Origin of the sequence: Oceanicaulis sp., assembly GCF_051859625.1 — a bacterium.
In the GTDB taxonomy this organism is placed as follows: Bacteria; Pseudomonadota; Alphaproteobacteria; order Caulobacterales; family Maricaulaceae; genus Oceanicaulis.
The window spans coordinates 1-25,055 of the sequence record NZ_JBHYFH010000003.1 but is presented as its reverse complement, the minus strand read 5'-3'; the positions used below and the strand labels follow the sequence as shown (position 1 = coordinate 25,055).

Here is a 25,055-nt window from a genome sequence, read left to right as displayed (position 1 = left end):
CGTCTTGCAGCTTGATAGGCTATAGCGCTCAGGCGTGAAAAGCGCTGCAGATTCCTCACTACGGAGCCCGGCTCATGTCCTCTCGCCCCCGCGCCGCAATCATCCTCGCCGCCGGTCATGGCAAGCGTATGAAATCGGCGATGGCCAAGCCGCTCCACGCCATTGCCGGCCGCTCCATGCTCGACTGGTCGCTGGCGCTGGCGGACGCGGTGAAGGCGGACCGGAAAGTGGTGGTCTGGGGCGCGCATGCGCCGGAGGTGAAAACCCAGGCCGAAGCGGCGGGCGCAGAGACCGCTATGCAGGACCCGCCCCAGGGCACGGGGCATGCTGTCCAGCAGGCGCAAGACGCGCTGTCCGGCTTTGAGGGCGATGTGATCGTGCTCTACGCCGACACCCCGCTGATCCAGCCCGAAACCGTTGAGCGCGTGTTTGACGCGCTTGGAGAGGGTGCGGCGGTGTCGGTTCTGGGGTTCGAGCCGGAAACGCCGGGCGGCTATGGCCGTCTGATCGAGAACGCCAAGGGCGGGCTTGAGGCGATTGTCGAGGCCAAGGACGCCAGCGCAGACGAGCTGAAGGTGCGCCTGTGCAATTCCGGCGTTCTGGCCATGCCCGCCGAACTCATGTTTGAGCTGTTGGGCGAAGTGACCAATGAGAACGCCAGCGGCGAATATTACCTTACAGATCTTGTGGGGCTGGCGCGCGGACGCGGCCTGCCCGCAAAAGCGGTGAAGGCGGATGCGGACGAAGTGCTGGGCGTGAACTCGCGCGTGGATCTCGCCGACGCTGAAGCCGCGTTTCAGGCGCGCGCCCGACACAGCGCGATGGTGGAGGGGGTGACCCTGATCGCGCCCGAGACCGTCTTCTTCAGCCATGACACACGGATTGAAAACGATGTGGTGATCGAACCCCATGTGGTGTTCGGGCCGGGCGTGGTCGTGAAATCCGGCGCCCGCATTCGCGCCTATTCCCACCTGGAAGGCGCTGAAGTCCATGGCGGCTGCGAAGTCGGCCCCTACGCCCGCCTGCGTCCGGGCGCGATGCTGAAAACCGGCGCCAAGGTCGGTAATTTCGTTGAAGTGAAAAAAGCGGTGCTGGGGGAGGGCGCAAAAGCGAACCACCTCTCCTATATCGGGGATGCGACAGTCGGCGCGAAAGCCAATATCGGCGCGGGCACGATCACGTGTAATTATGACGGCTTCCTCAAGCATCAGACGGTGATCGGGACCGGCGCGTTTATCGGCTCCAACTCGTCACTGGTGGCGCCCGTCACCATTGGCGACGGCGCCATGACCGGATCGGGCAGCGTGATCACCGATAGCGTGCCCGAAGATGCGCTGGCGGTGTCACGCGCCAAGCAGATGAACAAAGAGGGCTGGGCGGCGCGCTTCAGACGCGCCATGTCCGCCAAAAAAGACAAGATCAAGAAGGGATAGCCATGACCGAGCTTCTAGACCGCCTCAAGGACAAGGCTCTGTTCAAGACCCAGTCCTTCATTAACGGCGCCTGGGTCGAGGGCAAGCCCTGGATCGAGGTGACCAGCCCGTCAAATCGGGCCGTGCTGGCGCAAATGTCCGATGTAGGCGCCAAGGGCGCTGAAGACGCCATCGACGCCGCCGCCGAAGCCTTCAAGACCTGGAAGAACACGTCGGTGTTTGAGCGGGCGGCGCTGGTGAAGAAATGGCACGACCTGATCATCGAGCACGCTGACGATCTGGGCCAGCTGATCACGGCTGAGATGGGCAAACCCTTCCCCGAAGCGCGCGGCGAAGTGGTGTATGGCGCAGGGTTTGTGGATTGGTCGGCTGAAGAGGCCAAGCGGTCCCATGGCGAGACCATCCAGACGCCGTTCCCCGGTTCACGCGGCTGGACGATCCATCAACCCATCGGCGTCGTCGCCTGCATCACGCCGTGGAATTTCCCCTCCGCCATGATCACCCGCAAATGCGCCCCGGCGCTGGCGGCGGGCTGCACGGTGGTGGTCAAACCCGCGCCGGAAACGCCGCTGTCTGCGCTGGCGCTGGCGGAGCTGGCGAAACGCGCAGGGATTCCGGACGGCGTCTTTAACGTGATCACCGGCGACGCCCCTGCCATCGGCGATGTCTTCACCCAGTCCGACACGGTGCGCATGGTCGGCTTCACCGGCTCCACCCCGGTGGGCAAGCTGCTGATGAAGCAAGCGTCGAGCACCGTGAAGCGCGTGGCGCTGGAGCTGGGCGGCAACGCGCCTTTCCTGATCATGGATGATGCGGACATCGAAAAAGCGGCGGACGGCGTCATCGCGTCAAAATTCCGCGCGTCTGGCCAGACCTGCGTGTCGGCGAACCGGATCATCGCTCACGCCCCTATCGCGGATAAATTGATCGCGGCGCTGAAAGAGCGCATCTCGGCTATCAAGGTGGGCGACGGGCTAACCGAAGGCGTCACCGTCGGCCCGCTGATCCATGACGAGGCGGTGGCCCGCGTGGACAAGCTGGTTGAGAACGCGCGCGAGCGCGGCGCCGTCATCCATACAGGCGGCAAGTCGCTGGCGGATGAGCTGGGCGGGTCTTTCTATGCGCCGACCCTGATTGAGGGCGGCACGGATTTCGAGCTGGAGCTGGCGTGTTTTGAGATCTTCGGTCCGGTCTGCGCAGTGTATCGCGTGGAGACCGAGGACGAGATGATCGAGTTGGCCAATTCAACGCCCTACGGCCTCGCCGCCTATCTCTACACACGCGATGTGGGCCGGGTGCATCGCATCTCCGAAGCGCTTGATTTCGGCATGATCGGGGTGAACGCCCCGATGGTCGGCTCGCCCGCCACACCGTTCGGCGGCGTCAAGGAATCCGGCATCGGCCGCGAGGGCGGCAAATGGGGCGTTGAAGAATTCACCGAGCTGAAATTCGTGCTGCTGTCAGGAGTGGATCAATGAGCGCGGTCGAAGACAAAACCCGGGCCGCCGAAGCCGCGCTTGAATTCATCGAGGACGGCATGACGCTGGGCCTTGGCTCCGGCTCGACCGCAGACATCTTTGTGCGATTGCTGGGCGCGGCGCTGGAAAGCGGCTCGCTGAACAATATTAAAGGCGTGCCCACGTCTGAAAACACCGCACGGGTCGCGCGTGAGGCCGGCGTGCCGCTGATCGAAGTGGACCAGGCCGACAAGATCGACGTCACAGTGGACGGCGCCGACGAGGTGGATGGACGCTTCCGGCTGATCAAGGGCGGCGGCGGATGCTTGCTGCGCGAAAAGATTATCGCTCACGCCTCGGACCTGATGGTGGTCGTGGTGGATGAAACCAAGCTGGTGGAGACTCTGGGCGCGTTCGCCCTGCCGGTGGAGGTGGATCCGTTCGGGTTCACCATCACCGCCAAGAAAGTCTATGACGCGCTGACGGCGGCCGGCGTGGTGCGTCCGGACGTGAAACTGCGTTGCCGCGGTGATGGCAATGACCCGTTCGTCACAGATGGCGGCCATTACATTCTCGATTGCGCCTGCAAGGCGCTGGCGGATCCCGAACAGGTCGCGGCGCGCCTGAACGCCATTCCCGGCGTGGTCGAGCACGGCCTGTTCATCAACCTCGCTCGCGCCGTCATCGTCGGTGAGGATGACGGCGCGCGGGTGCTGGAGCTTTAGGGCTCACCCTTCCCAGCGACTGACGCGTGGGGCTTTGCGAGGGCGCTCGACAGCGTCGACCTGGGGCGTGCCGACATAGATGAAACCCGCCACGCGTTCACCGGGCTGCAGGCCGAGCGCGGCTTTCATGGGTTTGTCGTAGGCGTACCATTCGCTCAGCCATTGCGCGCCGAAGCCCATGGCGCCCGCGGCGATCAGCAGGTTCTGACATGCCGCGCCCGCGGACAGGATCTGCTCCCATTCGGGAATTTTGTGAGTCTCGTCCGTGTCTGACACCACGGCGATGACCACAGGCGCGCGTTCAAAGCGCGTGCGCTCTAGCTCCAGTCTTTCGGCTGGCGCATCCGGTTCGATCTCGCGAAAGCGCGCTTCGAGTTTCTTGCTGAATATGGTTCGCGCTTCGCCTTCAAACACGATGAACCGCCAGGGGAAAAGCTTGCCGTGATCAGGCGTGCGCGCGCCGATCCGGATCAGCGTCTCGATCTGGTCTGCGCTGGGGCCGGGCTCGCCCATATCCTTGGCGAGGGTCGAGCGTCGTCGCGCCAGACGGGTCAGCATCTCCGCGTTCGGAGCGGGGGCGGTCAGGCTGTCGCCGGGATTGGGGAAGTCGGGGGAGGGGAAAGACGCCATTATCTGCCTTCGGATCGTAAGTGAATTTTGACCGTATACGTGAAACGCCGCTATACGTTGTAGCCTAGCACGTCCGGATCAAGTCGGCGCCTGCCCGCTGCAGGCTTGGACCGGTCGGGCGAACGATGAAAGTTGGGGATTTGACAATCAACGCCGTTAGTGAAGACGCGCTCAGCCCGGCGGAACGCCGCCGCCGCAAAGTGCGCGATGCGATCATCCATGCCGCCGAAACGATCTTTACCGAAGAGGGAGAGGCGGGGCTGTCCATGCGCCGCATCGCAGAGCGCATCGATTACTCGCCGGCGGCGCTCTACAAGTATTTCGATTCCAAGGAAGCCCTGTTCCGCGAGATCCGTGAAAGCTTTTTCGAGCGTCTGCATGACCGGATGAAAGCGGTGAGCGAAGTGGTGGATGACGGCCCCATGCTGGGGACCGCCTGCATCCGCGCCTATGTTGAGACAGGGCTCGAACAGCCCGGTCATTACAAGCTGGCCTTTTCGTCCTTTCCCGATATCGACGACCATCCCGAAGAAACATTCGCCTACGCCGCGGCGGAGTTTCTTGATCAGATGATCAAGCAGGGCATGGATCAGGGCTGGTTCCGTGCGGTGGATCTCAAGCTGGCGGCGAAATCGGTCTGGGCGTCAGCTCATGGTCTGACCCAGCTGGCGGTGGCGATCCCGCAGTTTCCATGCTCATTGCCCGTCTTCAGTGATGAAGAGCGTGCGCCAGATGAACTGACCGATGACTATGTTCGGGCCGAGCTGGACCGTTTGATCCGTTTTCACGGTGACATGATCCTACGCGGCCTTGGGACGACCCGGCTTGTGGACCGCCTCGACGCCGGGGAATGCTTTTAGAAAAAAAGTTTGCGAAAACCGCGCAAGTGAACGTCGTTCGCTTTTCAAACGCTGTTCGACGACCTATATGCTTCATGGCATAGTACAGGAATAACGGTGATGACGCGCGTGAAATCGGGTTCCGGCAAGGGTTTCGCGCTGACCGTCGCCGCCATTGCGGTGTTTGTCGTTGTCGCCGTGATCGGTGTCAGCGCTTTGCGCGGCGCCGGCGCCAGTTCAGAGGATGAGGGGCGGCAGGTTGAAACAATTCCTGTCGCCGCCACGCCTGTTCATTATGAAGACCAGACCCGGATCAAGGCCTATTTTCCCGGCCTGATCACAGCGCGACGCCAAAGCGCGCTGGGTTTTCCCGCTGGCGGACAAATCGCCGAAATTCTTGTTGATGTGGGTGATAGCGTCGAGATGGGGCAGCCGTTGGCGCGACTTGATACGCGCGCCTTGAATGCTCAGCTGCAGGCGGCCCGCGCGGACATCCGCGTGGCCCAGGCGCAATCAGATCTGGCTGACGTGACGCTGAGCCGCCAGCAAAGCCTGGTCGAGCGAGGCCATGTGTCCGGCCAGTCCCTGGATGAAGCGCAAGCGTCCTATGACGCCGCTCTGGCGCGCATTCAATCGGCGCAGGCGGTTCGCGATACCCTGGACGTTCAGATCGAGCTGGCGACTCTGACTGCGCCGTTTGCAGGCGTCATTACGGACCGCAGGTTTGATGAAGGCGCTTCGGTCGGCGCAGGCGCGCCTGTTCTGACCCTTGTGGAGAGCGCTGCGCTGGAGCTGCGCGTCGGTTTGCCGTTTGAAGATGCGTCCCGATTGAGCGTGGGCGAGGCTTATGAAGTTGAACTCAATTCAGGTGAGCGCCTGTCTGTGACCCTGCGGGCGATCACCCAGGTGATCGAGACGCGAGAACGCACGGTCAGCGCCGTCTTTGACGTTCCGGTCAGCGCACCCGTCTCAAGCGGGAGCGTCGCGCGCCTGATGCTGGATCATACGCTGTCCGAGCGGGGGTTCTGGGCGTCCGCCGGGGCTCTGACAGAAGGCCGCCGCGGGATGTGGTCCATCTATGCGCTCGCGCCCTCGGGTGATCATTTCGTCCTCGAGCCGCTTCCGGTGGAAGTCCTCCATTCGGAGGGAGACCAGGTCTATCTGCGCGGCGCGGTTGAAGACGGCCAGCACGTTCTGACCACTGGCGTACACAGGGTTGCTCCGGGCCAGCCCGTTCGGCCCGTGAGCGAGAGCTGAGCTGATGGCCACCTTGTTCTTCCGGCTGCCGCGGCTGACCTTGTTGGCGATTTTCCTCACCCTTGCGGCGGGACTGGCGGCGCTGGGGGTGATGGGGCGCCAGGAAGACCCCTCTCTGACCGAACGCTTCGGCGTGGTGGTCGCGAGCTTTCCCGGCGCAGACGCCGAGCGCATGGAAGCGTTGATCGTTGAACCGATCGAAGCGGCGCTGATGGAGCTTGTGGAGCTGGATGAAGTGGACTCCACCATCCGCTCCAATATCGCGCTCATCAATGTGGATGTGCGAGAAGACCTCAGCCCCGCCATGGTGGAGCAGGCCTGGACGAAAGTCCGTGACCAGGTCTCCGCCGTCGAAGCCAGCCTGCCTGACGGCGTCCTGCCCCTTCGGGTGGAGCGCCAGTATATGGGGGCTGCGACGCTGGTGGTGTCCCTGAGCTGGCCTGAAGGCTCGGAAGCCGGGCTTGGCGTCCTGTCGCGCCTGGCGGAAGATTTGGCGGACCGCATTCGCAGCGTGCCCGGCACTGATGAAACCGATATTTTTGGCGCTCCCGAAGAAGAAGTGCGCGTCACGCTGGATCCTGAAGCGGCGGCGGCGCTGGGCGTCACGGCCGCCGATATCGCCGGCGTTTTGGCGCGATCGGATTCAAAAGCGCCGGCAGGCCGCATGGCGGGACCGGCGCTGGATGTGAATGTGGATGTGGCCGGCGCGTTCGAGACGCTCGACCGGGTGCGAGACGTACCTGTGGCGCAAGGCGCGCAGGGCTTTTTGCGCCTGTCCGACATCGCCAATGTGGAACGCACCCTGCGCACCCCCAACGCCAGTGAAAGCTATCTCAACGGACGGCGAACGATCCTCGTCGCGGGGTATCTTGAGCCGGAGCTTCAGGTCGACGCCTGGGATGCGCGCGCCCAAGCGGTTGTGACGGAGTTCGCCGCCGCCAATCCCGGCGTCGAGGTCGAGATCCTGATGGCCCAGTCCGAATATGTGGTGGACCGGTTATCCGGGCTGGCGCGCAATCTGGGCTTCTCGGCTCTGATCGTGTTCGTCGTGTTGTTCTTCATGATGGGCTGGCGCAGCGCCTTCATCGTCGGATCCGCCCTGCCGCTCACCGTGCTGCTGGTGATGGTGCTGATCAATTTCTACGGCGAGCCCTTGCACCAGATGTCGGTGACGGGCCTCGTTGTCGCACTGGGGTTGTTGATCGATAACGCCATTGTTGTGGTGGATGATTATCGCTTGCTCCGCGCCCGCGGGCTTGAGCGATTGGAGGCGGTGGACAAGGCGGTCAAGACGCTGTTCGGGCCGCTGCTGGCGTCGACGCTGACGACGATTTTCGCTTTCGGTCCCATCGCCCTGATGCCGGGGACGGCGGGCGAGTTCATCTCCATGATCGGCATTTCGGTGATTTTCGCCGTGGCCGCGAGCTTCATTCTGGCCTTCACGGTCATTCTGGCCATGGCCGCCTGGTTTGACGATGGCCGCGCCGGAGAAGAGAACGCGCCCTTCTGGCGCGACGGCCTGCGCGCCCGCCCGCTGTCCAAAGCGTATCGCGGCGTTCTGAACGCGGTGATCGCGCAGCCCTGGCTCGGCGTGGCTTTGGGGCTGGTCTTTCCCATCGCCGGGTTCGCCGCCGCCAGCACGTTGCCGGGACAGTTCTTTCCGCCGACCGAGCGTGACATGTTCCAGGTGCGGCTGGTCCTGCCGCCCGCCAGTTCGATCGACCTCACCCGGGACCGGGTGATGGAGGCGACCGATCTCATCCTGTCTTATGACGGGGTGGAGGATGTGGTCTGGGTGCTCGGCGAAGCCAGCCCCCGTGTTTACTACAACATGTTCGGATCCGAGGAGGGGCGGCCGAACTTCGCCCAGGGCTTTGTCCGCGCGACCGACGCCCGGACCTCGCGCCGCGTGGTGCAGACGCTTCAGGCTCAGGTGCGCGAGCAGTTTCCCAATGACCAATTTCTCGCCTTGCCGTTTGAGCAAGGACCGCCCGCGCCAGCGCCCATCGTCATTGGCGTCATCGGTCCGGATCTGGCGGTGCTCGATCAGCTGGGAGATGACATCCGGCGCATTCTGGGCTCGACGCCGGGCGTGACCTACACCCAGGCGGAGCTGGCGCTGGGCGAGCCCATTGTGCGCCTGAATGTCGATGAAGCGGCCGCCAGCCTGTTCGGCGTTCGGCTCGGGGATCTGGCGGACCGCGTCCGGGCCGATATTGACGGCGTGGTCGGGGGATCGGTGCTGGAGGGCGTGGAAGAATTGCCTGTCCGGGTCATCGCGCCGCAAGACCGGCGCGCCTCAGCGGCGTTGATCTCCGCTGTTCCAGTGCCGACCGCAGACGGGTCCGGCCGTGCGACTCCTGTGGGCGCGTTCGGCGATGTGTCTCTTGAGCCGGAGACCTCTGTGATCACGCGGACGGATGGCGAGCGCGTCAATGAGATCTACGGCTATCTGTCCCCGTATGTGCTGCCCGCGTCCACGCTCGCGGATTTCCAGGCGCGCTATGAGGCGCAAGGTCAGCCCTTGCCGCCGGGATACCGGCTTGTTCTGGGCGGGGAAGCGGAAAACCAGGGCGAGGCGATGGCCAATCTGATGTCCACCGCCATTCCGTTGCTGATCCTGATGGTCGCCGCCGTGGTGCTGGCGTTCAACTCCTTCCGCTATGCGGGGGTGATCTTTTGCGTCGGTTTCCTGTCTGTGGGGCTCGCCATGTTCGGCGTGTGGATGTTCGGCACGCCGCTGGGCTTTAACGCCATTGTCGGGTCTTTGGGGCTGGTGGGACTGGCGATCAACGGCTCCATCGTGGTGCTCTCGGCTTTGAAGGCCAACGCCAAGGCCCGCCAGGGAGATGCTGACGCCGTGCGGGAGACGGTGGTGGACGCCACCCGGCATATCATCGCAACGACGCTGACCACGATCGGCGGGTTCGCGCCCTTGCTGATCCAGGGCGACGCCTTCTGGCTGCCGTTCGCGGCGGCCGTCGCGGGCGGCGTCGCGGGGTCCGCGCTTTTGGCGTTGATCTTCGCGCCGGCGGCGTTCGTGCTGCTGTCCCGGTTTGAACCTGATGCCGAACCCGACACCGAGATACTGTTGGAGCCCGCGTCATGACAGAGCGCAAGCGTGGGCCCTGGACGATCCTCAAAGAACGTCTTGGCTATCAGAATCCCTGGATGCGGGTCCGAGAGTTTGATGTGCTGCGTCCCGATGGCGCGCCAGGGCTTTATGGCGTTGTCGAGCCCAGCAACGCCGCCATCGGCGTGCTGCCTGTCTTTGAGAATGGCGATACGGTGTTGGTGGGCCAGTACCGCTTCGCGCTTGACGCCTATTCGTGGGAATTGCCCGAGGGCGGCGGGGCCGAGGGGACGCCGCCGCTTGACGCGGCGAAGCGTGAGCTGGCGGAAGAAACCGGTCTCAGCGCGTCGCACTGGTGCGAGCTGATTGAGTTTGATGTGTCAAATTCGATCACAAATGAGCGCGCCCACAGCTTTATCGCCTGGGGGCTTGAAGCGGGCGCGCCGGACCGTGAAGGCAGCGAGGCGGACATGCAGATGCGGCGTCTGCCCTTGCGCGAAGCGTTGTCCATGGCCACTTCTGGCGCTATTCGGGACGGGTTCACCCTGATCATGCTGATGACTGCGGTTGAAAAGGCCCGTCTTGGCGCTCTTGACCCTGACCTCTCCCGGTCCATCCTGTCCGGGCTTGATGAAGCCTGAGACGCCAGCCTTGCGACCCTCACAGGAGCCGCCCATGACCATAGCGCAAACCCAGACTTTCGCGGAGACGCCTCTGGCTGGCTCTGTCTGGAACCGGCTGCGCCTGGAAGCCGCTTCGGCTGCGGCGGAAGAGCCGATGCTGGCGAGTTTCCTGAACGCGGCGATCCTGCGTCATGACGGCCTGACCGAAGCGCTGGCGCACCGGGTTGCAGCCAAGATGAGCGATTCCCAGCTCGACGCCCTGCAGGTCCATGATGTGGCCAAGGCGGCGCTGGAAGCCGAGCACGACCTGGTCGAGCAGGCGGCCGCCGACATGCTGGCGGTGGATGAGCGCGATCCGGCTTGCCGGTCGCTGCTGCAGCCTTTCTTGTACTTCAAGGGGTTCCATTCGCTGCTCTGCTACCGCATCGCACACCGTCTCTGGCGGGAAGGGCGGGATACGCTGGCGTTTCATATGCAAAGCCGGATGTCTGAACGCTTTGGCGTCGATGTGCACCCCGCCGCCCAGCTTGGCCGGGGCATCATGATCGACCACGCCACCTCTGTGGTGATCGGGGAGACGGCGGTGGTGGGCGATAACGTCTCGATCCTGCACGAAGTGACCCTGGGCGGTACGGGCGCGGATAGCGGCGACCGTCACCCCAAGATCGGCAATGGCGTCCTGATCGGCGCCGGCGCCAAGGTGCTCGGCAATATCGCCGTCGGCGCGGAAGCGCGGATTGCAGCCGGCTCGGTCGTCTTGTCGGACGTGCCGTCGCGCTGCACCGTGGCGGGCGTCCCCGCCAAGCCCGTGGGCGGGCGATGCGCAGAGCCGTCGCGCACCATGGACCAGACCTTCCCCGCCAACGGCGACGACAGTTAGTCCTGCGCCCTTTGTGTTGCCCTGAGCGGGGAGAACGCTAGGGTGCGCCAGACTCATCGATCAATGAACAAGAGGTAGTGCCGTGTCCGCGCCCGTTTTTACCGCTGCTGAAGCGAAAAAAGTCGAAACCTTTCTGCGCAGCAAGCTGAACCCGAAACTGGCGGTCCGCCTGCGCCAGCGCGCGGACGAATGCGCGGAAATCTACATCGAATCCGAATTGCTCGGCGTCGTGTCCAAGAATGTCGAAGAGGGCGAAACCTCTTACTCGTTCGAGATCGTCATCCTCGACATCGACCTTGAAGGTATCTGATCAGTCGCTCTGACTGGCGATATCACCTCCCGTGATCCTGAGCGTCGACCAGCTTGAAAAGACCTATCGCGGCGGCGTGAAAGCCGTCCGCGATGTCAGCTTCGACGTGGATGCGGGAGAGCTGGTGGCCCTGGTCGGCGAATCCGGCTGCGGCAAGACCACGACGCTCAAATGCATCAATCGCCTGCTGGAGCCGAGCGCCGGTCGGGTCTTCGTTGAAGACGAGGATGCGGCCGGACTTGATCCAGTGAGCTTGCGGCGCCGGATCGGCTGGGTGATGCAGGGCGACGGCCTGTTTCCCCATATGAGCGTGGGCGACAATGTCGCCGTCACGCTCAGGCTGCTCGACTGGGCGCCTGAACAGATCTCACACAGAGTGGACGACGTGCTGGAGCTGGTTCGGCTGGACCCGGCGCAGTTCCGCGATCGGCGTCCTGGCACGCTGTCGGGCGGTCAACGCCAGCGAGTCGGCGTCGCGCGCGCTTTGGCGGCGGGCTCCAACCTCGTCTTGATGGACGAACCCTTCGGCGCTCTGGACCCTATCACGCGTGACGCCTTGCGCCGTGACTTCATCGACCTGCAGCGGCGGATGGAATTTGCAGCGGTCATGGTGACCCATGACATGGCCGAAGCGCTGTTGATGGCGGACAGGATCGCGGTCATGCATGACGGCGAAATCGTCCAGTCCGGCACGCCGCGGGCGCTGCTGAACGCGCCCGGCCACGCTATTGTCAGGACCATGCTGGAAAGCCCGCTTCATGAAGCGGACGCCGTACAGGCCCTGAAGTCTGCGGCGGAGCGCGATGATGTTTGAGACTCTGCCCGACCTGATTGACAATCTGCCTGCCTATCTGGGCGGCCATATGCGCCTGTCGGTCGCTGCGATCCTGACGGCGCTGATCGTGTCCTTGCCGCTGGGAATCGTCGCCGCGCGCAATCCCGTCATCGCCCGTCCGGCGCTGGGCGTGGCGAGCGTGCTTCAAACCATTCCCGCGCTCGCCTTGCTGGCGCTGATGGTGCCTGTGCTGGGCGGAATGATCGGGTTCCTGCCCGCTTTCATAGCACTGACGCTGTATGGCGTGCTGCCGATCTTGCGCAACACCATTGTCGGGCTTCAGGGCGTGGACGTCACAGTGCGCGAAGCGGCGCGGGGCGTCGGAATGTCGCCGGCGCAAAGCCTGATGCAGGTCGAACTGCCGCTGGCGGCGCCCGCCATCATTGCGGGAATACGCACCGCGACGGTCTGGGTTGTGGGCGCGGCGACCTTGGCGACGCCGGTAGGGGCGACCAGCCTGGGTAATTACATCTTCTCCGGCCTGCAGACGCGCACCTGGGCGGCGGTCATTTTCGGCTGTCTGTGCTCGGCGGGGTTGGCCTTGCTGCTGGACCAGCTGATCGCGGCCATCGAACGCGCGCTGAAATCGGGTGAGCGTCGCGGCGCCATCGGGGCGGCGCTCGCGACGGTGCTGATTCCGGCTTTGGTCCTCGGCGCCGCCAGCGTCATCAATACCCGCCCCGGAGATGGAGCGGACGCAGAGATGGCGCGCGCTGAAAGCGGGCTCAGCGACCAGCCTGTGGTGGTGGGCGCGAAAAGCTTCACCGAGCAATACATCCTCGCCGAAGTCATCGAATCCCGGCTCCGCGCGGCGGGCGCCCAGACGGAACGCCGTGACAATCTGGGATCCACAGTGGTGTTTGACGCGCTGCGCTCGGGCGAGATCGACGTCTATGTGGACTATACCGGCACGCTCTGGGCCAACGCCATGGGCGAGGATGCGCCGATTGGCCGGCATCTGATGAACGCAGCGGTGACAAGCTGGCTGTATGACAACGCGGGGATCGTCTCGCTGGGGCGGCTCGGTTTTGAGAACGCCTATGGATTCGCTGTCACCCGCACGTTTGCAGACGCGAATGAACTTGAAACGATCTCAGATCTGGCCCGCCTGACATCGCTATCGATCGGGGCCGACCCCGAATTTTTCGCGCGCCCTGAATGGGAGCGCACCCGTAACCTGTACGGGCTGGCGGAGGGCGTCGAGCAGCGCAGCATGGATTCCACCTTCATGTATGACGCGGTTCAAAGCGGGGCGGTCGACGTGATCACCGCCTATACCTCTGACGGACGCGTGCTGGCGTATGACCTGGTCGTGCTTGAGGATCCGCTTGGCGCGTTGCCGCCTTATGACGCTGTGATCCTGCTATCAGCAGACGCGGCGCAAAGACCGGCCGTCGCCCGCGCACTGGCTCCGCTTTTGGGCGCGATCGATGCGGATCTGATGCGGCAGGCCAATGCCGTTGTGGAAGTCGAGCGCCGGTCTGTGAGCGAGGCCGCGCAGCTGATCCTTGACGCTGTTGAGCCCTGAACGCGAAACGGCCCCGCGCCGGAGCGCGAGGCCGTTCATTGGGTTCCGGGTTTGCTCTTACAGAACGGTCAGCATGCTGGCGACCAGCGGGTGACGGACAATGTCTTCCTGCTGGAGCCGGATGATGCCGATATTATCAACCTCTTCGAGCTTGTCGGCGATGGTGGCGAGCCCTGACATCTCGGGCAAAAGATCGGTTTGCGCCGGGTCGCCGGTGACCACCATGGTGGAGTTCCATCCAAGGCGGGTCAGCAGCATTTTCAGCTGCGCGTAGGTGCAGTTCTGCGCCTCGTCGACCACCACGAAGGCGTTGTTGAGGGTGCGGCCGCGCATATAGCCGATCGGGGCGATCTCGATCAGGCCTTCCGCCATCAGCGCTTTCAGGCGTTTGGGGCTCAGCCGGTCCGCCAGCGCGTCATAAAGCGGACGCAGATAGGGCGCGAGTTTCTCTTCCATGGCGCCGGGCAGGAAGCCGATCGATTCGCCTGCTTCCACAGCAGGACGCGACAGGACGATGCGGCCCACTTCGCCGTTTTCCAGCGCTTCCACGCCCTTGGCGACGGCGAGATAGGTCTTGCCCGTCCCCGCCGGGCCAAGCGCCATCACCAGATTGTGGGAATCAATGGATTCCATGAGCTCGGCCTGGTTTTTCGAGCGCGGCTTGACGTTCTTGGTATAGCTCTGGTCGCGCATGGGCTCCTTGTCATCAGGGGACCAGCTGGTGCCTGGGAAGAGCGAGCGAACTTTCTCTTCCTCATAGGCGTCAGCATTGAATTGTCCGGCTTGGCGGCGTTTGGTGGCTCGTCTGCCCATGTCAGGCCCTCCAGAAGACAAGAAAAAACCCCTCACGCGGCAGCGGAGGGGTCATCAAAGCGGTGGAGATGGAGGTTGAGGACACAGACGATTCCGACGCGCTCGGCGGCGGGGTCATCTGAGCTTGCGGTGGCGCGTACGCCATGGCGACCTCCTTCACACATCCGGCGCCTTGCGGCGCGTGCGAAGCGAATCGAAACCTTGATCTCGAATCGCATGCACAGTGTGATGTTGGACGCCTAACGAAGTATGAGTCCATAGGTCTCATCGCCGACATAAATATGTTTTCAGACCGTAATATATTGCGGCGCAACACCTGGGGAGGCCCTAAATGGCCCTGTACAGCCTGGACGATGTAAGCCCGGAAATCAGCGATGACGGCGCCTGGGTCGCCCCCGATGCGGCGTTGATCGGCCGTGTAAAACTCTTACCCCGTGCGTCAGTCTGGTTCGGCGCCGTGCTGCGCGGCGACAATGAGCTGATCACCATCGGCGAGGAGTCCAATGTGCAGGACGGTTCGGTCATGCACACCGATATGGGCTTCCCGCTGACCCTGGGTAAAGGCGTCACCGTGGGCCACAAGGCCATGCTGCATGGCTGTACGGTGGGCGATTACTCGCTGATCGGCATCGGCGCGACGATTCTCAACGGCGCCAAGATTGGCAAGAATTGCATTATCGGCGCTCATGCCCTGATCACCGAAGGCAAGGAAATCCCGGACGGCTCGGTCGTGATGGGCGCGCCGGGCAAGGTGGTGAAAGAAATCGGGGAAGGGGTGGCTGAAATGCTCAAAGCCAGCGCCGATCATTACGCCGATAACGCGGCGCGCTACGCCAAAGGGCTGAAATCCGTCGGATAGCCGGAATCAAAACGGCGCCGCAGGTCATCCCGCGGCGCCGTTTTCAAGATTGATTGGCTTGACCCTAGCGGCGCCAGGTCAGGGACAGGCCGACAATATCGGCGACATTGTCATACTCGCCGATCACGCGATCACCCGTGGACCCCACATGATTGATCGGGGCGTCGTCAAACATCAGATGTTGATAGCCGGCGTCGAGCTGCAGGGCGTCCGTCAGCTGATAGGAGGCGCCGAGCGCCACAATGGTGCGATCTGAATCGGGCACGCGCGTGGTGCGGTGCTCGGATTCGGTCGGGCTTTCGTCATAGGCCAGGCCCGCACGCAGGGTCAGACGGGTATTATAGCGATACTCGCCGCCGACGGCGTAGCGCGCCACGCCGTCATAGCCCAGGGTTTCGCCGGCTGCCGGTTGGGCGGGGTTGTCAAACTCCACCACCAGACGCTCGAAATCCCAGAAGGTGTAGGCCACGGACGCGTTCACAGAGAGCTGGTCATTGACCTGGTGCGCCACGCTGACCGCCAGTTCCGCCGGCAGGTTCAGCTCAGCCGAGCCTGGCGTGTCGGTGAAGGCGGGTTGGAAGAGGGCGGCGTTCGCCGGCGCGCCGAAATCGGCTTCGCCTTCCAGATTGTGATCCACTTTGGAGCGGTAGGAGACGCCGATGCGGGTGGACTCGGTCAGGTCATAGAGCGCGCCGACATTCCAGCCGAACGCCCAGTCATCGCCGGTGACCCGCAAATAGCCTTCCGGACGCCCCGGAAGAAAACCGGTCGCCGTACATTGCGCTGCGCTCAGCTGGCCGAGGCAGACCGCGCTGAAGTCGATATGGTTGGCCAGCGTCGCTTCGGAGTATTGCGCGGATACGCCAAACCCCAGCGACAGACGGTCTGTGACCTGAACGCCGAGGGAGGGGTTGATCTCAGCGACTTTCAGCGCGCTTTTCACGCTTTGAAAGCGGGTGACGGAATCCTGATTGTATTCGGTCGCCAGACCGAAGGGGGCGGTGACGCCCAGACCCAGCACGACCCGGTCATTGAGGCGGCGGGAGAGATAGAAATTGGGGATGACGGCGTCGTTGAACAGATCATTCTCTTCGGTGCCGCCCAGCGGACGCCCCAGCACATCCACAGATCCGGCGTTGGTGAAATCACCCTGACCGATAATGGCGTGCGCGCCGACCTGAACCTGCAAGCCGTCCAGACGCGCGAGGCCTGCGGGGTTTGACCAGATTGTGGAGGGATCGTCAGCCAGCGCCGCATAGCCGGCGTCCGCCATGCCCAGGTCCCGAACCGAATACTCAGACAGCTTGAAGCCGCCTGCGAGGGCCGGGGAAGCGGCGGTGAGGGCGAGGCCGGCGGCCAGCCCCAGGCGTGTGACGAATTGGGGAGTGCGAAGCATGAATAATCCTGTGTAATGCTTGTCTGTGTGCGAGCTTCTCAGAGCCCTTTGCGACACAGATGTGCATTCGCAGCATTCATGACAACGTATAAAAACAGACCCGTGACAGCGATGTGATGTCTCAGGCGCAGCCTTGCAGCAATTGCAGCAATGACAGGATTAGTCCCGGCGACCCCAGAGATCGCGGATGCGTTGATCGGCGTTACGGCCCAGATTGAACCAGGCGCTGCGATCGCGTGACGCGTCCACCACGAGCAGTTTGTCATCGCGCGCCAGGAGATGGCTCAGCTCATTGCGCAAATGCGCTGCGCTTGCGGCGCCGCGCAGCAACCAGACGCCAGGGGTGATCGCTTCCACATCCCCGAAATCTTTGAGCGCGGCTTCAAACCCGCCGCGGCTGTCAGAGTTGAGATCGGCGACGATGACGAAATTTGACGTGCGGGCGTCACTGGGCGCGGGGCGTCGTTCGCCCGGCGCGCGTCGGGCTTCATCCAGCCAGGCTTTGAGCTGCGGCACGTCGCGGGCATCACGAAACTCGCCATCGCGTTGTTCTGATACGGTGGAATGCGCCGCCACGCGGCCTTCGCCAACGAAGGCGCGCATTTGCGCTCCGGTGTAAGGCCCGTAAACACGGCCTTCCACTTTCACAAACCAGGACATGGCGATTCCGTCGTCGCGCGGCATCAATAATTCTCCCGGCCAAAAGGCCCTATTGCCTGAGGCGTCACCCTCTATCAGGCAAGAAACGGGCCGTTCCCCTCGGTATATGGTGTCTCAGGATGACGCTGTCATGCGTCATCTGTGAAAAACCATCCGGAGCCCTCAACTCCGGTCGGCAGGAGGATCGAACGCTACTGCGAAGCCATTGTCCAGCCATCGTGCGACATGACCTTGCATATCGCCCACTCGGACAGCCTCTCCCAGGCGTGGGCGTTCAAGGCAGGCGAAGGCGGCGCCGCTGATGGAGACGTCGATCACATCCGCCTGGATCACCACGCCGTCACGCAAGCGAATCTTCGCCCGGCCGCGGCCAGGTTTGCGGGGGGCGGTGCGGTCTTCGTCCAGCCCCAAGCGTTGCATATTGAAACGCCAGGTGATGGCGTCGGCCAGCCGGTCACGCTTGCGCTGGGAGCCTTGCAGCCGGACGATGAAGCCGGAACGCCCTGCGCGCAGAACTTCGCCCTCAAGCCGCCCCAGCCCGTCAAACAGCAAGACGACGCGTTCGCCCTTTTCAGGCGGGGTTTTGCTGGAGATGCGGGCGCCGCCCGGAGACACGTCGACAAGCGTGCAGGTGAATTCCCCTGCGCTGGGCGACAGACCACGTCCGTTCAGGGACAGGCGCACACGTCGATGACGGCGGCGCTCTTCAGCGCCGCGCGCGGCAATCTTGATTTTCCGGCGGTCCAGCCGGGCGCTCAAATCAACCGGTCGCGTCATATCACCCTCGACTCACACATGAGGCTAGGGCGGGCACACTTAATATTTCGCTAGTTTAGCTGTCGTTCGCCACGCGCAGGCCTACCGCTTCAAAACTGGGTGCGGTGAAGGCGGAAAAATGCGGATCCGGGCATTGCGCCGGATGCAGGGCTTGCAGGCGATGTCTTACAATGGGGCGGCTATTGGCGGGACGCGGGGTCAAAGGCTGATAGAGGCCCAGCACGCGATCGAGCCATCCTTCGGGGCCCTTCAGCGGCAATAATGCGATCTCGACCGAGGTTTGCTCGCTATCAAGACTGACAGCTTCAGTCACAAGACTGGCGGGCGCCGGGGTCGACAGCGCGCCTTCGAGCAAGGCCGAGACATGCGCCCGGTCATGGCCCTGCCAGAGCGACAGGAAGTTCTGATCGCGGAATTCGCGCTGATGCATCCGGCATAGACCGGTTCCCGCCAGGCGGAACACATGGTGGCCCTGATCCATTCGGCGCAACAAGAACAGGTTCGCCAGCAACGATCCCAGATCTTCCGGAGCGATATCAGCGCGTTGCGGCGCAGATTCGCCGCATCGGCGGGCTTCCCAATAGGCCAGCAATGTCTTTGTGTTGGGGTGCTTCACGCGCCGTCCCTCTTCTTTGGTCTTCCCGGCGTCCCTCTTCCGAACCTTGAAAAGGCGCGGCGCCGAACTTGGCGAGACAGTTTGCAAGGGGCTTGCCAAACCCCTGAGACAGGCGGTTTTTCCATGTTGATAAGCGCGGCGCCTGTATTCGGCCTCGGTCTTGCAGGTCGAGGGGGGAATGAGAACGGAGACCGCCATGCGCGTTTCAACACGATACGCTTCCGCACTGGCCGCCCTGGCGGCGGGCCTTCTGGCGTCCGCGGCGATGACTGCGCCGGCGCTGGCTGTGACCCTGACCGGCTCTGGCGCCGGCGACCCGTGCTGCGCCCCGCCGCCTCCGCCGCCTCCATGTTGCACGCATCCGGGCGGCCCGGTGATCGGCGCGCCCAGCATCAATATCGGCGCACCCAGCGTTCATGTGGGCGGAACCACCGTCAATGTGGGCGGAGTGACCGTAAACAACTCCGTCAACGTGAATGTCAGCGCCACAGCCAGTGCTGGGGCGACGGCGACGTCGTCTGCAGGGGCCGGCGCGACCATCTATTACGGCGGCGGTGGATATTATGGCCGCGGCACCGCGCCGGCGGCGAGCATGGTTTCAGGCCTGCGCCTGGCCGGTGAAAGCGAATACGAGAGCTATGAAGAAGAGCGCTCGCGCTGGGTCGAGGAATGGCGGCTGGTCCGCGCCTATTGCATGGACGACAGCGGCAATCCGCATCCCGCGTCGCGTCCGGACCCAGATGAGCGCGTGACGCCCGACTTTGACGGCGAGATATTCCGCTGCGTCGCGGGCACCGCGCTTCAGGCGACTTTGGGATGGCGCGAGGATGGCGAAGACCGTTTCGACGGCGTCTCCATCCAGTGTCAGAAAGGCGAGGCCTTGCGCTACGGCAGAGGCGGCGAGCTGTTCTGCGCGCCGCAAGAGCATCGTCGCAATTGTAATGAGCGCTCGCTTCTGCGCCTGCATGGTCCGGGCGTGAAGCTGATCCGGTATCGCTATGAAGAGCATTACACCGAGACTGTCGAGCGCCGCAGCGAACGCTATGAGCGCAGCTCGATGACCCTGATGCTAGATGGCGGCGTCGGCGGCTATCACTAAGTCTCCGGTCTTTGTGACAGACAAACCCCGAAGGTTCAGCCTTCGGGGTTTTTTGTGCCTGCGACGCGGAATTGGCTGTGATCAGAATCCGCTCTGGAAGTTCAGTTTGACCTGGGCGAGGGCGGTCGTCCGATTGCACGGGCTTTTTGGCGTAAAATGCATCATGGGACTGACGCACAATGAGTCATCTGGCTGGGTATATTTCAGTTTCTGAGCAATTGAGCATTTGATACGCTTGAGTGACCAACTTTCACATGAGGGGGCTATTGAAATGAAAGTGATCGCCAGCGTTCTCGTACTGACCGTTTTGAGCACCGCCGCATCGGCGCAAGAGTGGGGGCACTGGTCCGCGGATGAGGGCCGGAACCCGATCACTGACGTTTACACCGCGACCTTGTCTATCACCCAGGAGGGTGAAACTCCGGCGTCTTTTGAATGGATGTGCGCAGTCACGCCTGTTGAAGACAGCGGTGACAGCCGGGTCGATTTTGGCCTGGTGATCGGTGAGGGGCTTCCCCAGCGTCCGCAGCAGAACCAGACGCCGATTCACTACCGGGTGGATTCAGGTGAAGCCCGGACAGTCTACGCCAGTCAGAGTCTCAATGGCCGCTATCTTCTGGTGGGGCCGGATCGCGCTGCGCAGATGTTCCATGAAATGACGGCTGCAAACGAGCAGATCGTCTTCACAATCAACCATCTCGATTACTACACGCTGCCTGTGCACAGCCTGGGCGAGGCGGCTGCACGGTTCGCCCCACGCTGTCCGACAATTGCTCCAGAGCCATACTGAAGACCCAAGGCGCAAGAAAATGGCCGCCTCTAACGTGAGGCGGCCAGTCAGTTGGGTGGGTATTTTTGTTTGGCTTAGTTGCTGCGGGTCTGTGTCGCGAAAGTCGCCGCATTGCCCACGGCGGTCGCAGAGCTTGTGACCGTGCGCACCTGGCCGTTGTGCACCGTGACGGCGCTGGCGGTGACGGCGCCGGAATTGATCTGGTTGATCTCGCCGGTCACGCCCACCGGGCAGCTGGCGCAAACATAGGCCGATTGCGCGTTGCCGATGGCGGTGGCGTTCAGAACAGAGCCCAGGCCTGCGCCCGAACCGCCATCATATCCGCCCACCATGGACACATTGGCGATCACATCGCCGGAATTGGTTTGCTGAACGCCGGTATAGGTGTTCGCGCCGATGGTGGAGGTCAGGACCGAGTTGCCTACGGCGTTGGCGGAGCCTGTCGCATAACCATTGGCGAATTCGCCCGCCAGAATGACGGTGTCAGACCGCACATCCCCGGAATTGGACTGAACGCCGCCCACCTGGCTGTCGCCATAATCGTTCTGGAAGGTTGCGGTGTTGCCCGCCGCTTGCGACGCCGCCGTGACGCCATAATCCGCATTGCCGATCTCGGCATGGGCGGTCGACGTCGTTGACCCCGACTGGGACTGATCCAGCGTCAGCACCGAATCCTCATCCTCGGCGGTGGAGAGCAGGCTATTGCCCGCTGCGACCGCGCCGACGACGCTGGTTTCGATCTCGGCGCCTGCGGCTTCCACGCGCGCTTCGGCGCTTGAGTCCGACGCGCTTGCCTGGCGAATCGACAGGGTCTGACCGCCTTCCGCACTGGTCTGGATCGCATTGACGGCGCTCGAGGCGGTTTGCACGGTGTGAGCGGCATAGTCAGAGATGCGCAGGCGTGACAGCGCGCTGACCTGTCCGGCTTGGGCGGTTTGCTCAAGATCCATCGCCAGGGCGCCATCCTCGACACCCGCCGTCAGGGCGTTGCCCTGAGCGGTGGCGGTGCTGATGACGCTGGCCCACACCCCGTTCGCGCTCAGAAGCGAGCTGGCGCTGACTGAGCCGTCGAGGTTTTGCACGCCAGAGATTTCGCTATCGCCAGAGAGCGCGCCCGTACCGGAATTGCCCTGAGCCACAGCCGTGGAGATCATGTCCCGCACGCCGTCCGCACTCTGATTGTCTTCACTTGAGACAGGGCCGGTCTGGTCCTGATCGAGCTCGACCTTATTGATAGGTTCCGCGAAGCTGGCTGCGGATATCAGAGTCGCGGCGCTGGTGCCCGCGATTAACACTCGTGCGAGCCTGGACATAAGGAGCCTCCGTGGGGGCGTAAGCGGTGTTCAGCTGAACGCCGCCGGTAATGTTGGACGGGCCGATCGGGTCGTTGAAGGAGCAGACCTGCTCTGGCGCGACCTGGTAAAGCTGGGAGGAAATCTCCAGCACGGCGCGCTCGACGACCGAACGCACGGCGAGCTGGATCGGCTCGAGCGAGCGACCGCCGGCCGAGGCGTCCAGCACCACATCGCCAAAGAAGGCGAAGACGCCGGCGGACAATTCGCGGCCGATGATCTGTTTCTGGTAGGAGACGACGTCGACCACTTCCAGCGTCCGCGAATCGATGAGGCGCAGGTCGAGGCCCACATTCATCACATACATGCGGCGCGAGAAGACGCCCGACGGGCTGGAATCCACGCTGTCGCCCGCCAGAATATCCTGCCCGTTCGAGCGGATATTGGCGTTCAGCTCGGTGATGCCGCCCACAAGATAATAGTCAGAGCCGGGAATCGAGCCGGCGTAGATCTGGCGATAGCCGTCCTGCTCGGCGGCGTCGCCGATCAGTTGATTGTTGGCGTAGCGCAGTTCGAGCTCGGCGACCGACGTGTCAAAACGCTCCACAAGCCGGGCGCCCGCTTTCGCAAAGGCGCTGATCGCCATCAGGGACGCGCCCTGGGTGACGCGGGTGCCGCCTTCAGGGTTCATCTGGCCGGTATAGTCCGCGATCCGCCCCACAGCGACGCGCGGCGCGGCCTGGCCATGCTGGCGCGCATAGCCGGACAAGCAGACCAGCGCATCGGAATAAGGCGTCGGGTTCGGGGTCACCGGCGCGCTGCCGGTGGGCGTGGCGTACAGCCCGTCAGACCCCGGTGTCGAGGTGGCGCAGGCTGTCAGCGACAGGGCCGAGACGGCTACGGCGAGGAGACGCTTAACGATCATTGGCGGACGCTCCTTGCGTGGTCTGGTTTTCGGCGGTCGCGGCTACCGCGCCCGCATTGGCGGTGATGTCGCCGGTATTGGTCTGGCGGTTGTTGACAACCACGGTGTTGTAATTGCCGTTCACCACCACATTGAGCTGGTTGCCGATGGCGCTGGCGCCGGCGGAGGCGAACAGGCCTGACTGGCTTTGCGTGTTGAGGGCTACGCCGGCCGAGCTCTGCGCGAAGGCGCTGGTCTGGGCCGAGACGCCGACGCCGGTCTGGATGACGCCGTTCAGCACGACCCGGTTGCCGCCGCGACGGGCGCCGACATAGGCTTGGTTTTCCGCGCCATAGGCCTGACCATAGGGCCGCGTCCAATCGGACGGATTGGGAGCGGTAGACTGCGCCAGGGCGGCGGAGGCTGCGAAAATCACGGCGCCGGAAGCGCAGAGCCAGACTTTAAGCTGACGGGTCATGCCTTAAGTGTCCTCTTTGAAGACGGTTTGCGTTTCAGGCTGCAATGGCCGTGCCAGACTGATCGCCTGCCAGGGAAATTCGCCATGAGCGCCATGCCTCCGCCGCACTCTTCAGAGGATCCGTCCGGGGCTGACCCGAATCTGGATCCCGCTCCCAGGCCTCGCGAACCGTTCTTCAACGGGTTGCCGGGCGTCGTCCTGGTGCTGGGGGCGGTGATGCTGGGCGTTCAGATCGCCGATTCGATGGCGGCCGGGCAGGGCGGGCTCGCCCATGGTCTGATCTATTGGGCGGGAACATTGCGAACCGGCGCGACCGCAGAGGCCTTTCCCCCGTCGCCGGGATTCGGTCTGAGCCCTTATGTGCTGCACGTCTTTGTCCATTTCGGCTGGGCGCACCTCTTGATCAATCTGGGCGCGCTCGCGGCGTTCGGTGCGGTGTCACGCGCTCCCTTCGGGCCGGGTTTGCGGGGCGATCTGGGATTTCTGGCGTTCTTCTTCGCCTGCGCGATTGGCGGCGCGGTGCTCCATCAGCTCACACATATGAACGCGCCCTCCATGATGGCGGGGTCTTCAACCGCGATCTCGGGATTGCTGGCGGCTGCAGGCTGGGTGAGGGGCGGACGCGCCGGCATGCTGCGACTCGCCGTGCCCTGGCTCTTGATCAATCTGGTGATCGCCGCAGCGGGGCTGGTCTTGCCCATCCCGCTCGCCTGGGCGGGGCATGTGGGCGGGCTTGTGGTCGGTATGGCGGCCTATCCGGTCTTCGTCCGCTATTTGAGGGTCCGCCCGGCCCTGTGAAAATCGCGTACGGTCAAGCACAGCGTTTGAAGGGCGAACGCTCTTCTGATTATACTCTTATGACAAGAAGTCAGGGAGGTCGCCATGACCGCTGCGCGTATACTGGACGACAAGGGGGCGACGGTCTTCACCATCCGCCCGACGCAGAGTTTGCAAGACGCCGCTGCAGCGCTCACCCAATACAAGGTGGGCGCCGTGATCGTGACGGGCGCGGACCAGGAGCCGGTGGGCGTCTTCTCTGAGCGTGATCTCGCCCGCTCCATCGCCCAGTCAGGCGCGTCAGCGCTCCTTGAGCCTGTCAGCTCGGTGATGAGCACGGGGCTGATCACCGCCGGCCCGTCTGACGATATCGACACGCTATTGTCCCTGATGACCGACAAGCGCGTGCGCCATATCATCATCATGCAGGGCGCTGACATGCTGGGCGTGGTCTCGATCGGCGATGTGGTCAAACGCAAGATCGCACAGACCGAAGCGGAGGCCGAGAGCCTCAAGGCCTATATAGAAGGGGCCTGATCAGGCGCGCCGTCTTGTGGGTTTTGGCCTTGGCGCATCATCACGCGGCAGGGGCGGCGCATGAGCTGAAAGGCGGAGTGTCGCCGCGTCTGCACAAAGATGCACAAAAACCGCTCACAAGGGTTGCGCCCATCGGGAGGCGGGGATACACCCCACGACCTCGGCGGCGGGCACACGACCTCGCAGCCGGCCAGTGAAAATCTTCTGAAGATTGATCTTGCCGGCCGCAGCGAACTGGCCCATACTGCTGAGCCTCTCCGAAAGGAAGGAGTTCAAAAACCGGCGAAGCCGCTTCGCTGGAACCGATGCTTTCGTGTCGTTTTCAGCTGGCCTAACCGACTGCGGAACTTCTGAGATTTGGAGTTGACCGGGTAGTTTGGTTCTTATAGAAACCGCGCTCCTTGGTCGGCCCTCGGGTTTGGTGTTTCGGCGCTGCGAAGAGGGGTTGACGGAAGGTTTGGGTTTCA

Annotated in this window: 25 protein-coding genes; 16 read left to right on the top strand and 9 right to left on the bottom strand. The window is 63.4% G+C overall.

All coding sequences use genetic code 11. The features are described from left to right. The first annotated feature begins 74 nt into the window (after window positions 1–74). From glmU to rpiA, 3 genes are read left to right on the top strand one after another with little or no spacing between them, the layout of a single operon-like run. Complete coding sequence (gene glmU, locus ACTIGF_RS13260) at window positions 75–1,433, top strand: bifunctional UDP-N-acetylglucosamine diphosphorylase/glucosamine-1-phosphate N-acetyltransferase GlmU (protein WP_439637324.1); 1,359 nt, start codon at window positions 75–77, stop codon at window positions 1,431–1,433. A gap of 2 nt (window positions 1,434–1,435) precedes the next feature. After that, window positions 1,436–2,911 (top strand): NAD-dependent succinate-semialdehyde dehydrogenase, encoded by a 1,476-nt coding sequence (locus ACTIGF_RS13255; protein ID WP_439637323.1) that lies wholly within the window; start codon window positions 1,436–1,438, stop codon window positions 2,909–2,911. Further along, a complete protein-coding gene (gene rpiA, locus ACTIGF_RS13250; RefSeq protein WP_439637322.1) occupies window positions 2,908–3,615 on the top strand; it encodes a ribose-5-phosphate isomerase RpiA in 708 nt (235 codons plus the stop codon). Before ACTIGF_RS13255 ends, rpiA begins: the two co-directional genes overlap by 4 nt. 3 nt (window positions 3,616–3,618) lie before the next feature. On the opposite strand, the gene ACTIGF_RS13245 is transcribed toward rpiA, so the two are convergent. Beyond that, on the bottom strand, window positions 3,619–4,245 hold the full coding sequence (locus ACTIGF_RS13245) for a nitroreductase family protein (protein WP_439637321.1): 627 nt from the start codon (window positions 4,243–4,245) through the stop codon (window positions 3,619–3,621). Window positions 4,246–4,385: 140 nt separating this feature from the next. On the opposite strand from ACTIGF_RS13245, the gene ACTIGF_RS13240 reads away from it, so the two are divergent. The 8 genes from ACTIGF_RS13240 (at window position 4,386) to ACTIGF_RS13205 (ending at window position 13,590) form a co-directional block, all read left to right on the top strand. Next, entirely contained in the window at window positions 4,386–5,105 is a 720-nt protein-coding gene (locus ACTIGF_RS13240) for a TetR/AcrR family transcriptional regulator (protein WP_439637320.1), read from the top strand. 99 nt (window positions 5,106–5,204) lie between these two features. Then, window positions 5,205–6,341, top strand: a complete 1,137-nt coding sequence (locus ACTIGF_RS13235) for an efflux RND transporter periplasmic adaptor subunit (protein ID WP_439637319.1) — start codon at window positions 5,205–5,207, stop codon at window positions 6,339–6,341. Window positions 6,342–6,345: 4 nt separating this feature from the next. Further along, window positions 6,346–9,450: an efflux RND transporter permease subunit gene (locus ACTIGF_RS13230; protein ID WP_439637318.1), complete on the top strand. Its 3,105-nt coding sequence runs from the start codon at window positions 6,346–6,348 to the stop codon at window positions 9,448–9,450. Then, the gene (locus ACTIGF_RS13225) at window positions 9,447–10,055 is read left to right on the top strand and encodes an NUDIX domain-containing protein (RefSeq protein ID WP_439637317.1); all 609 of its coding nucleotides are present in this window, start codon (window positions 9,447–9,449) and stop codon (window positions 10,053–10,055) included. Before ACTIGF_RS13230 ends, ACTIGF_RS13225 begins: the two co-directional genes overlap by 4 nt. A 34-nt stretch (window positions 10,056–10,089) precedes the next feature. Beyond that, the gene (cysE, locus tag ACTIGF_RS13220; protein ID WP_273019641.1) at window positions 10,090–10,917 is read left to right on the top strand and encodes a serine O-acetyltransferase; all 828 of its coding nucleotides are present in this window, start codon (window positions 10,090–10,092) and stop codon (window positions 10,915–10,917) included. Between the two features lie 82 nt (window positions 10,918–10,999). Beyond that, complete coding sequence (locus ACTIGF_RS13215; RefSeq protein ID WP_022701878.1) at window positions 11,000–11,227, top strand: DUF3126 family protein; 228 nt, start codon at window positions 11,000–11,002, stop codon at window positions 11,225–11,227. Between the two features lie 31 nt (window positions 11,228–11,258). Further along, window positions 11,259–12,041 (top strand): ATP-binding cassette domain-containing protein, encoded by a 783-nt coding sequence (locus tag ACTIGF_RS13210; RefSeq protein WP_439637316.1) that lies wholly within the window; start codon window positions 11,259–11,261, stop codon window positions 12,039–12,041. Next, the gene (locus ACTIGF_RS13205; RefSeq protein ID WP_439637315.1) at window positions 12,034–13,590 is read left to right on the top strand and encodes an ABC transporter permease/substrate-binding protein; all 1,557 of its coding nucleotides are present in this window, start codon (window positions 12,034–12,036) and stop codon (window positions 13,588–13,590) included. Before ACTIGF_RS13210 ends, ACTIGF_RS13205 begins: the two co-directional genes overlap by 8 nt. A 57-nt stretch (window positions 13,591–13,647) precedes the next feature. Here the strand turns inward: ACTIGF_RS13205 and ACTIGF_RS13200 are convergent, their stop codons facing one another. Next, entirely contained in the window at window positions 13,648–14,403 is a 756-nt protein-coding gene (locus ACTIGF_RS13200; protein WP_375549498.1) for a PhoH family protein, read from the bottom strand. 331 nt (window positions 14,404–14,734) lie between these two features. Here ACTIGF_RS13200 and ACTIGF_RS13195 point away from each other — a divergent pair, with 331 nt between their 5' ends. Continuing rightward, window positions 14,735–15,262 (top strand): gamma carbonic anhydrase family protein, encoded by a 528-nt coding sequence (locus ACTIGF_RS13195; RefSeq protein WP_439637314.1) that lies wholly within the window; start codon window positions 14,735–14,737, stop codon window positions 15,260–15,262. A 64-nt stretch (window positions 15,263–15,326) separates the two neighbouring features. Here the strand turns inward: ACTIGF_RS13195 and ACTIGF_RS13190 are convergent, their stop codons facing one another. The 4 genes from ACTIGF_RS13190 to ACTIGF_RS13175 form a co-directional block, all read right to left on the bottom strand. Then, the gene (locus tag ACTIGF_RS13190) at window positions 15,327–16,658 is read right to left on the bottom strand and encodes an OmpP1/FadL family transporter (protein WP_439637313.1); all 1,332 of its coding nucleotides are present in this window, start codon (window positions 16,656–16,658) and stop codon (window positions 15,327–15,329) included. Window positions 16,659–16,817: 159 nt separating this feature from the next. Beyond that, a complete protein-coding gene (locus ACTIGF_RS13185) occupies window positions 16,818–17,342 on the bottom strand; it encodes a DUF4339 domain-containing protein (RefSeq protein ID WP_430431848.1) in 525 nt (174 codons plus the stop codon). Window positions 17,343–17,480: 138 nt separating this feature from the next. Then, window positions 17,481–18,095: a PilZ domain-containing protein gene (locus ACTIGF_RS13180; RefSeq protein WP_439637312.1), complete on the bottom strand. Its 615-nt coding sequence runs from the start codon at window positions 18,093–18,095 to the stop codon at window positions 17,481–17,483. Between the two features lie 55 nt (window positions 18,096–18,150). After that, entirely contained in the window at window positions 18,151–18,711 is a 561-nt protein-coding gene (locus ACTIGF_RS13175) for a PAS domain-containing protein (RefSeq protein WP_439637311.1), read from the bottom strand. Between the two features lie 196 nt (window positions 18,712–18,907). Between ACTIGF_RS13175 and ACTIGF_RS13170 the strand changes: the two genes are divergently transcribed. Both ACTIGF_RS13170 and ACTIGF_RS13165 read left to right on the top strand, forming a co-directional pair. Continuing rightward, entirely contained in the window at window positions 18,908–19,810 is a 903-nt protein-coding gene (locus tag ACTIGF_RS13170) for a hypothetical protein (protein WP_439637310.1), read from the top strand. A gap of 271 nt (window positions 19,811–20,081) precedes the next feature. Next, complete coding sequence (locus ACTIGF_RS13165; RefSeq protein ID WP_439637309.1) at window positions 20,082–20,600, top strand: hypothetical protein; 519 nt, start codon at window positions 20,082–20,084, stop codon at window positions 20,598–20,600. Window positions 20,601–20,674: 74 nt separating this feature from the next. Here ACTIGF_RS13165 and hfaD read toward each other — a convergent pair whose 3' ends face one another. From hfaD to hfaA, 3 genes are read right to left on the bottom strand one after another with little or no spacing between them, the layout of a single operon-like run. Then, window positions 20,675–21,913 carry a holdfast anchor protein HfaD gene (hfaD, locus tag ACTIGF_RS13160; protein WP_439637308.1) on the bottom strand — a complete coding sequence of 413 codons (1,239 nt, stop codon included), beginning with the start codon at window positions 21,911–21,913 and terminating at the stop codon, window positions 20,675–20,677. After that, the gene (gene hfaB / locus ACTIGF_RS13155) at window positions 21,828–22,817 is read right to left on the bottom strand and encodes a holdfast anchoring protein HfaB (protein WP_439637307.1); all 990 of its coding nucleotides are present in this window, start codon (window positions 22,815–22,817) and stop codon (window positions 21,828–21,830) included. Before hfaB ends, hfaD begins: the two co-directional genes overlap by 86 nt. Next, a complete protein-coding gene (gene hfaA, locus ACTIGF_RS13150; protein ID WP_439637306.1) occupies window positions 22,807–23,274 on the bottom strand; it encodes a holdfast anchoring protein HfaA in 468 nt (155 codons plus the stop codon). The genes hfaB and hfaA overlap by 11 nt, the downstream gene beginning before the upstream one ends. A gap of 84 nt (window positions 23,275–23,358) precedes the next feature. Between hfaA and ACTIGF_RS13145 the strand changes: the two genes are divergently transcribed. Both ACTIGF_RS13145 and ACTIGF_RS13140 read left to right on the top strand, forming a co-directional pair. Next, on the top strand, window positions 23,359–24,072 hold the full coding sequence (locus ACTIGF_RS13145) for a rhomboid family intramembrane serine protease (RefSeq protein WP_439637305.1): 714 nt from the start codon (window positions 23,359–23,361) through the stop codon (window positions 24,070–24,072). An 84-nt stretch (window positions 24,073–24,156) separates the two neighbouring features. Then, on the top strand, window positions 24,157–24,588 hold the full coding sequence (locus tag ACTIGF_RS13140; RefSeq protein WP_439637304.1) for a CBS domain-containing protein: 432 nt from the start codon (window positions 24,157–24,159) through the stop codon (window positions 24,586–24,588). Window positions 24,589–25,055: the final 467 nt, after the last annotated feature.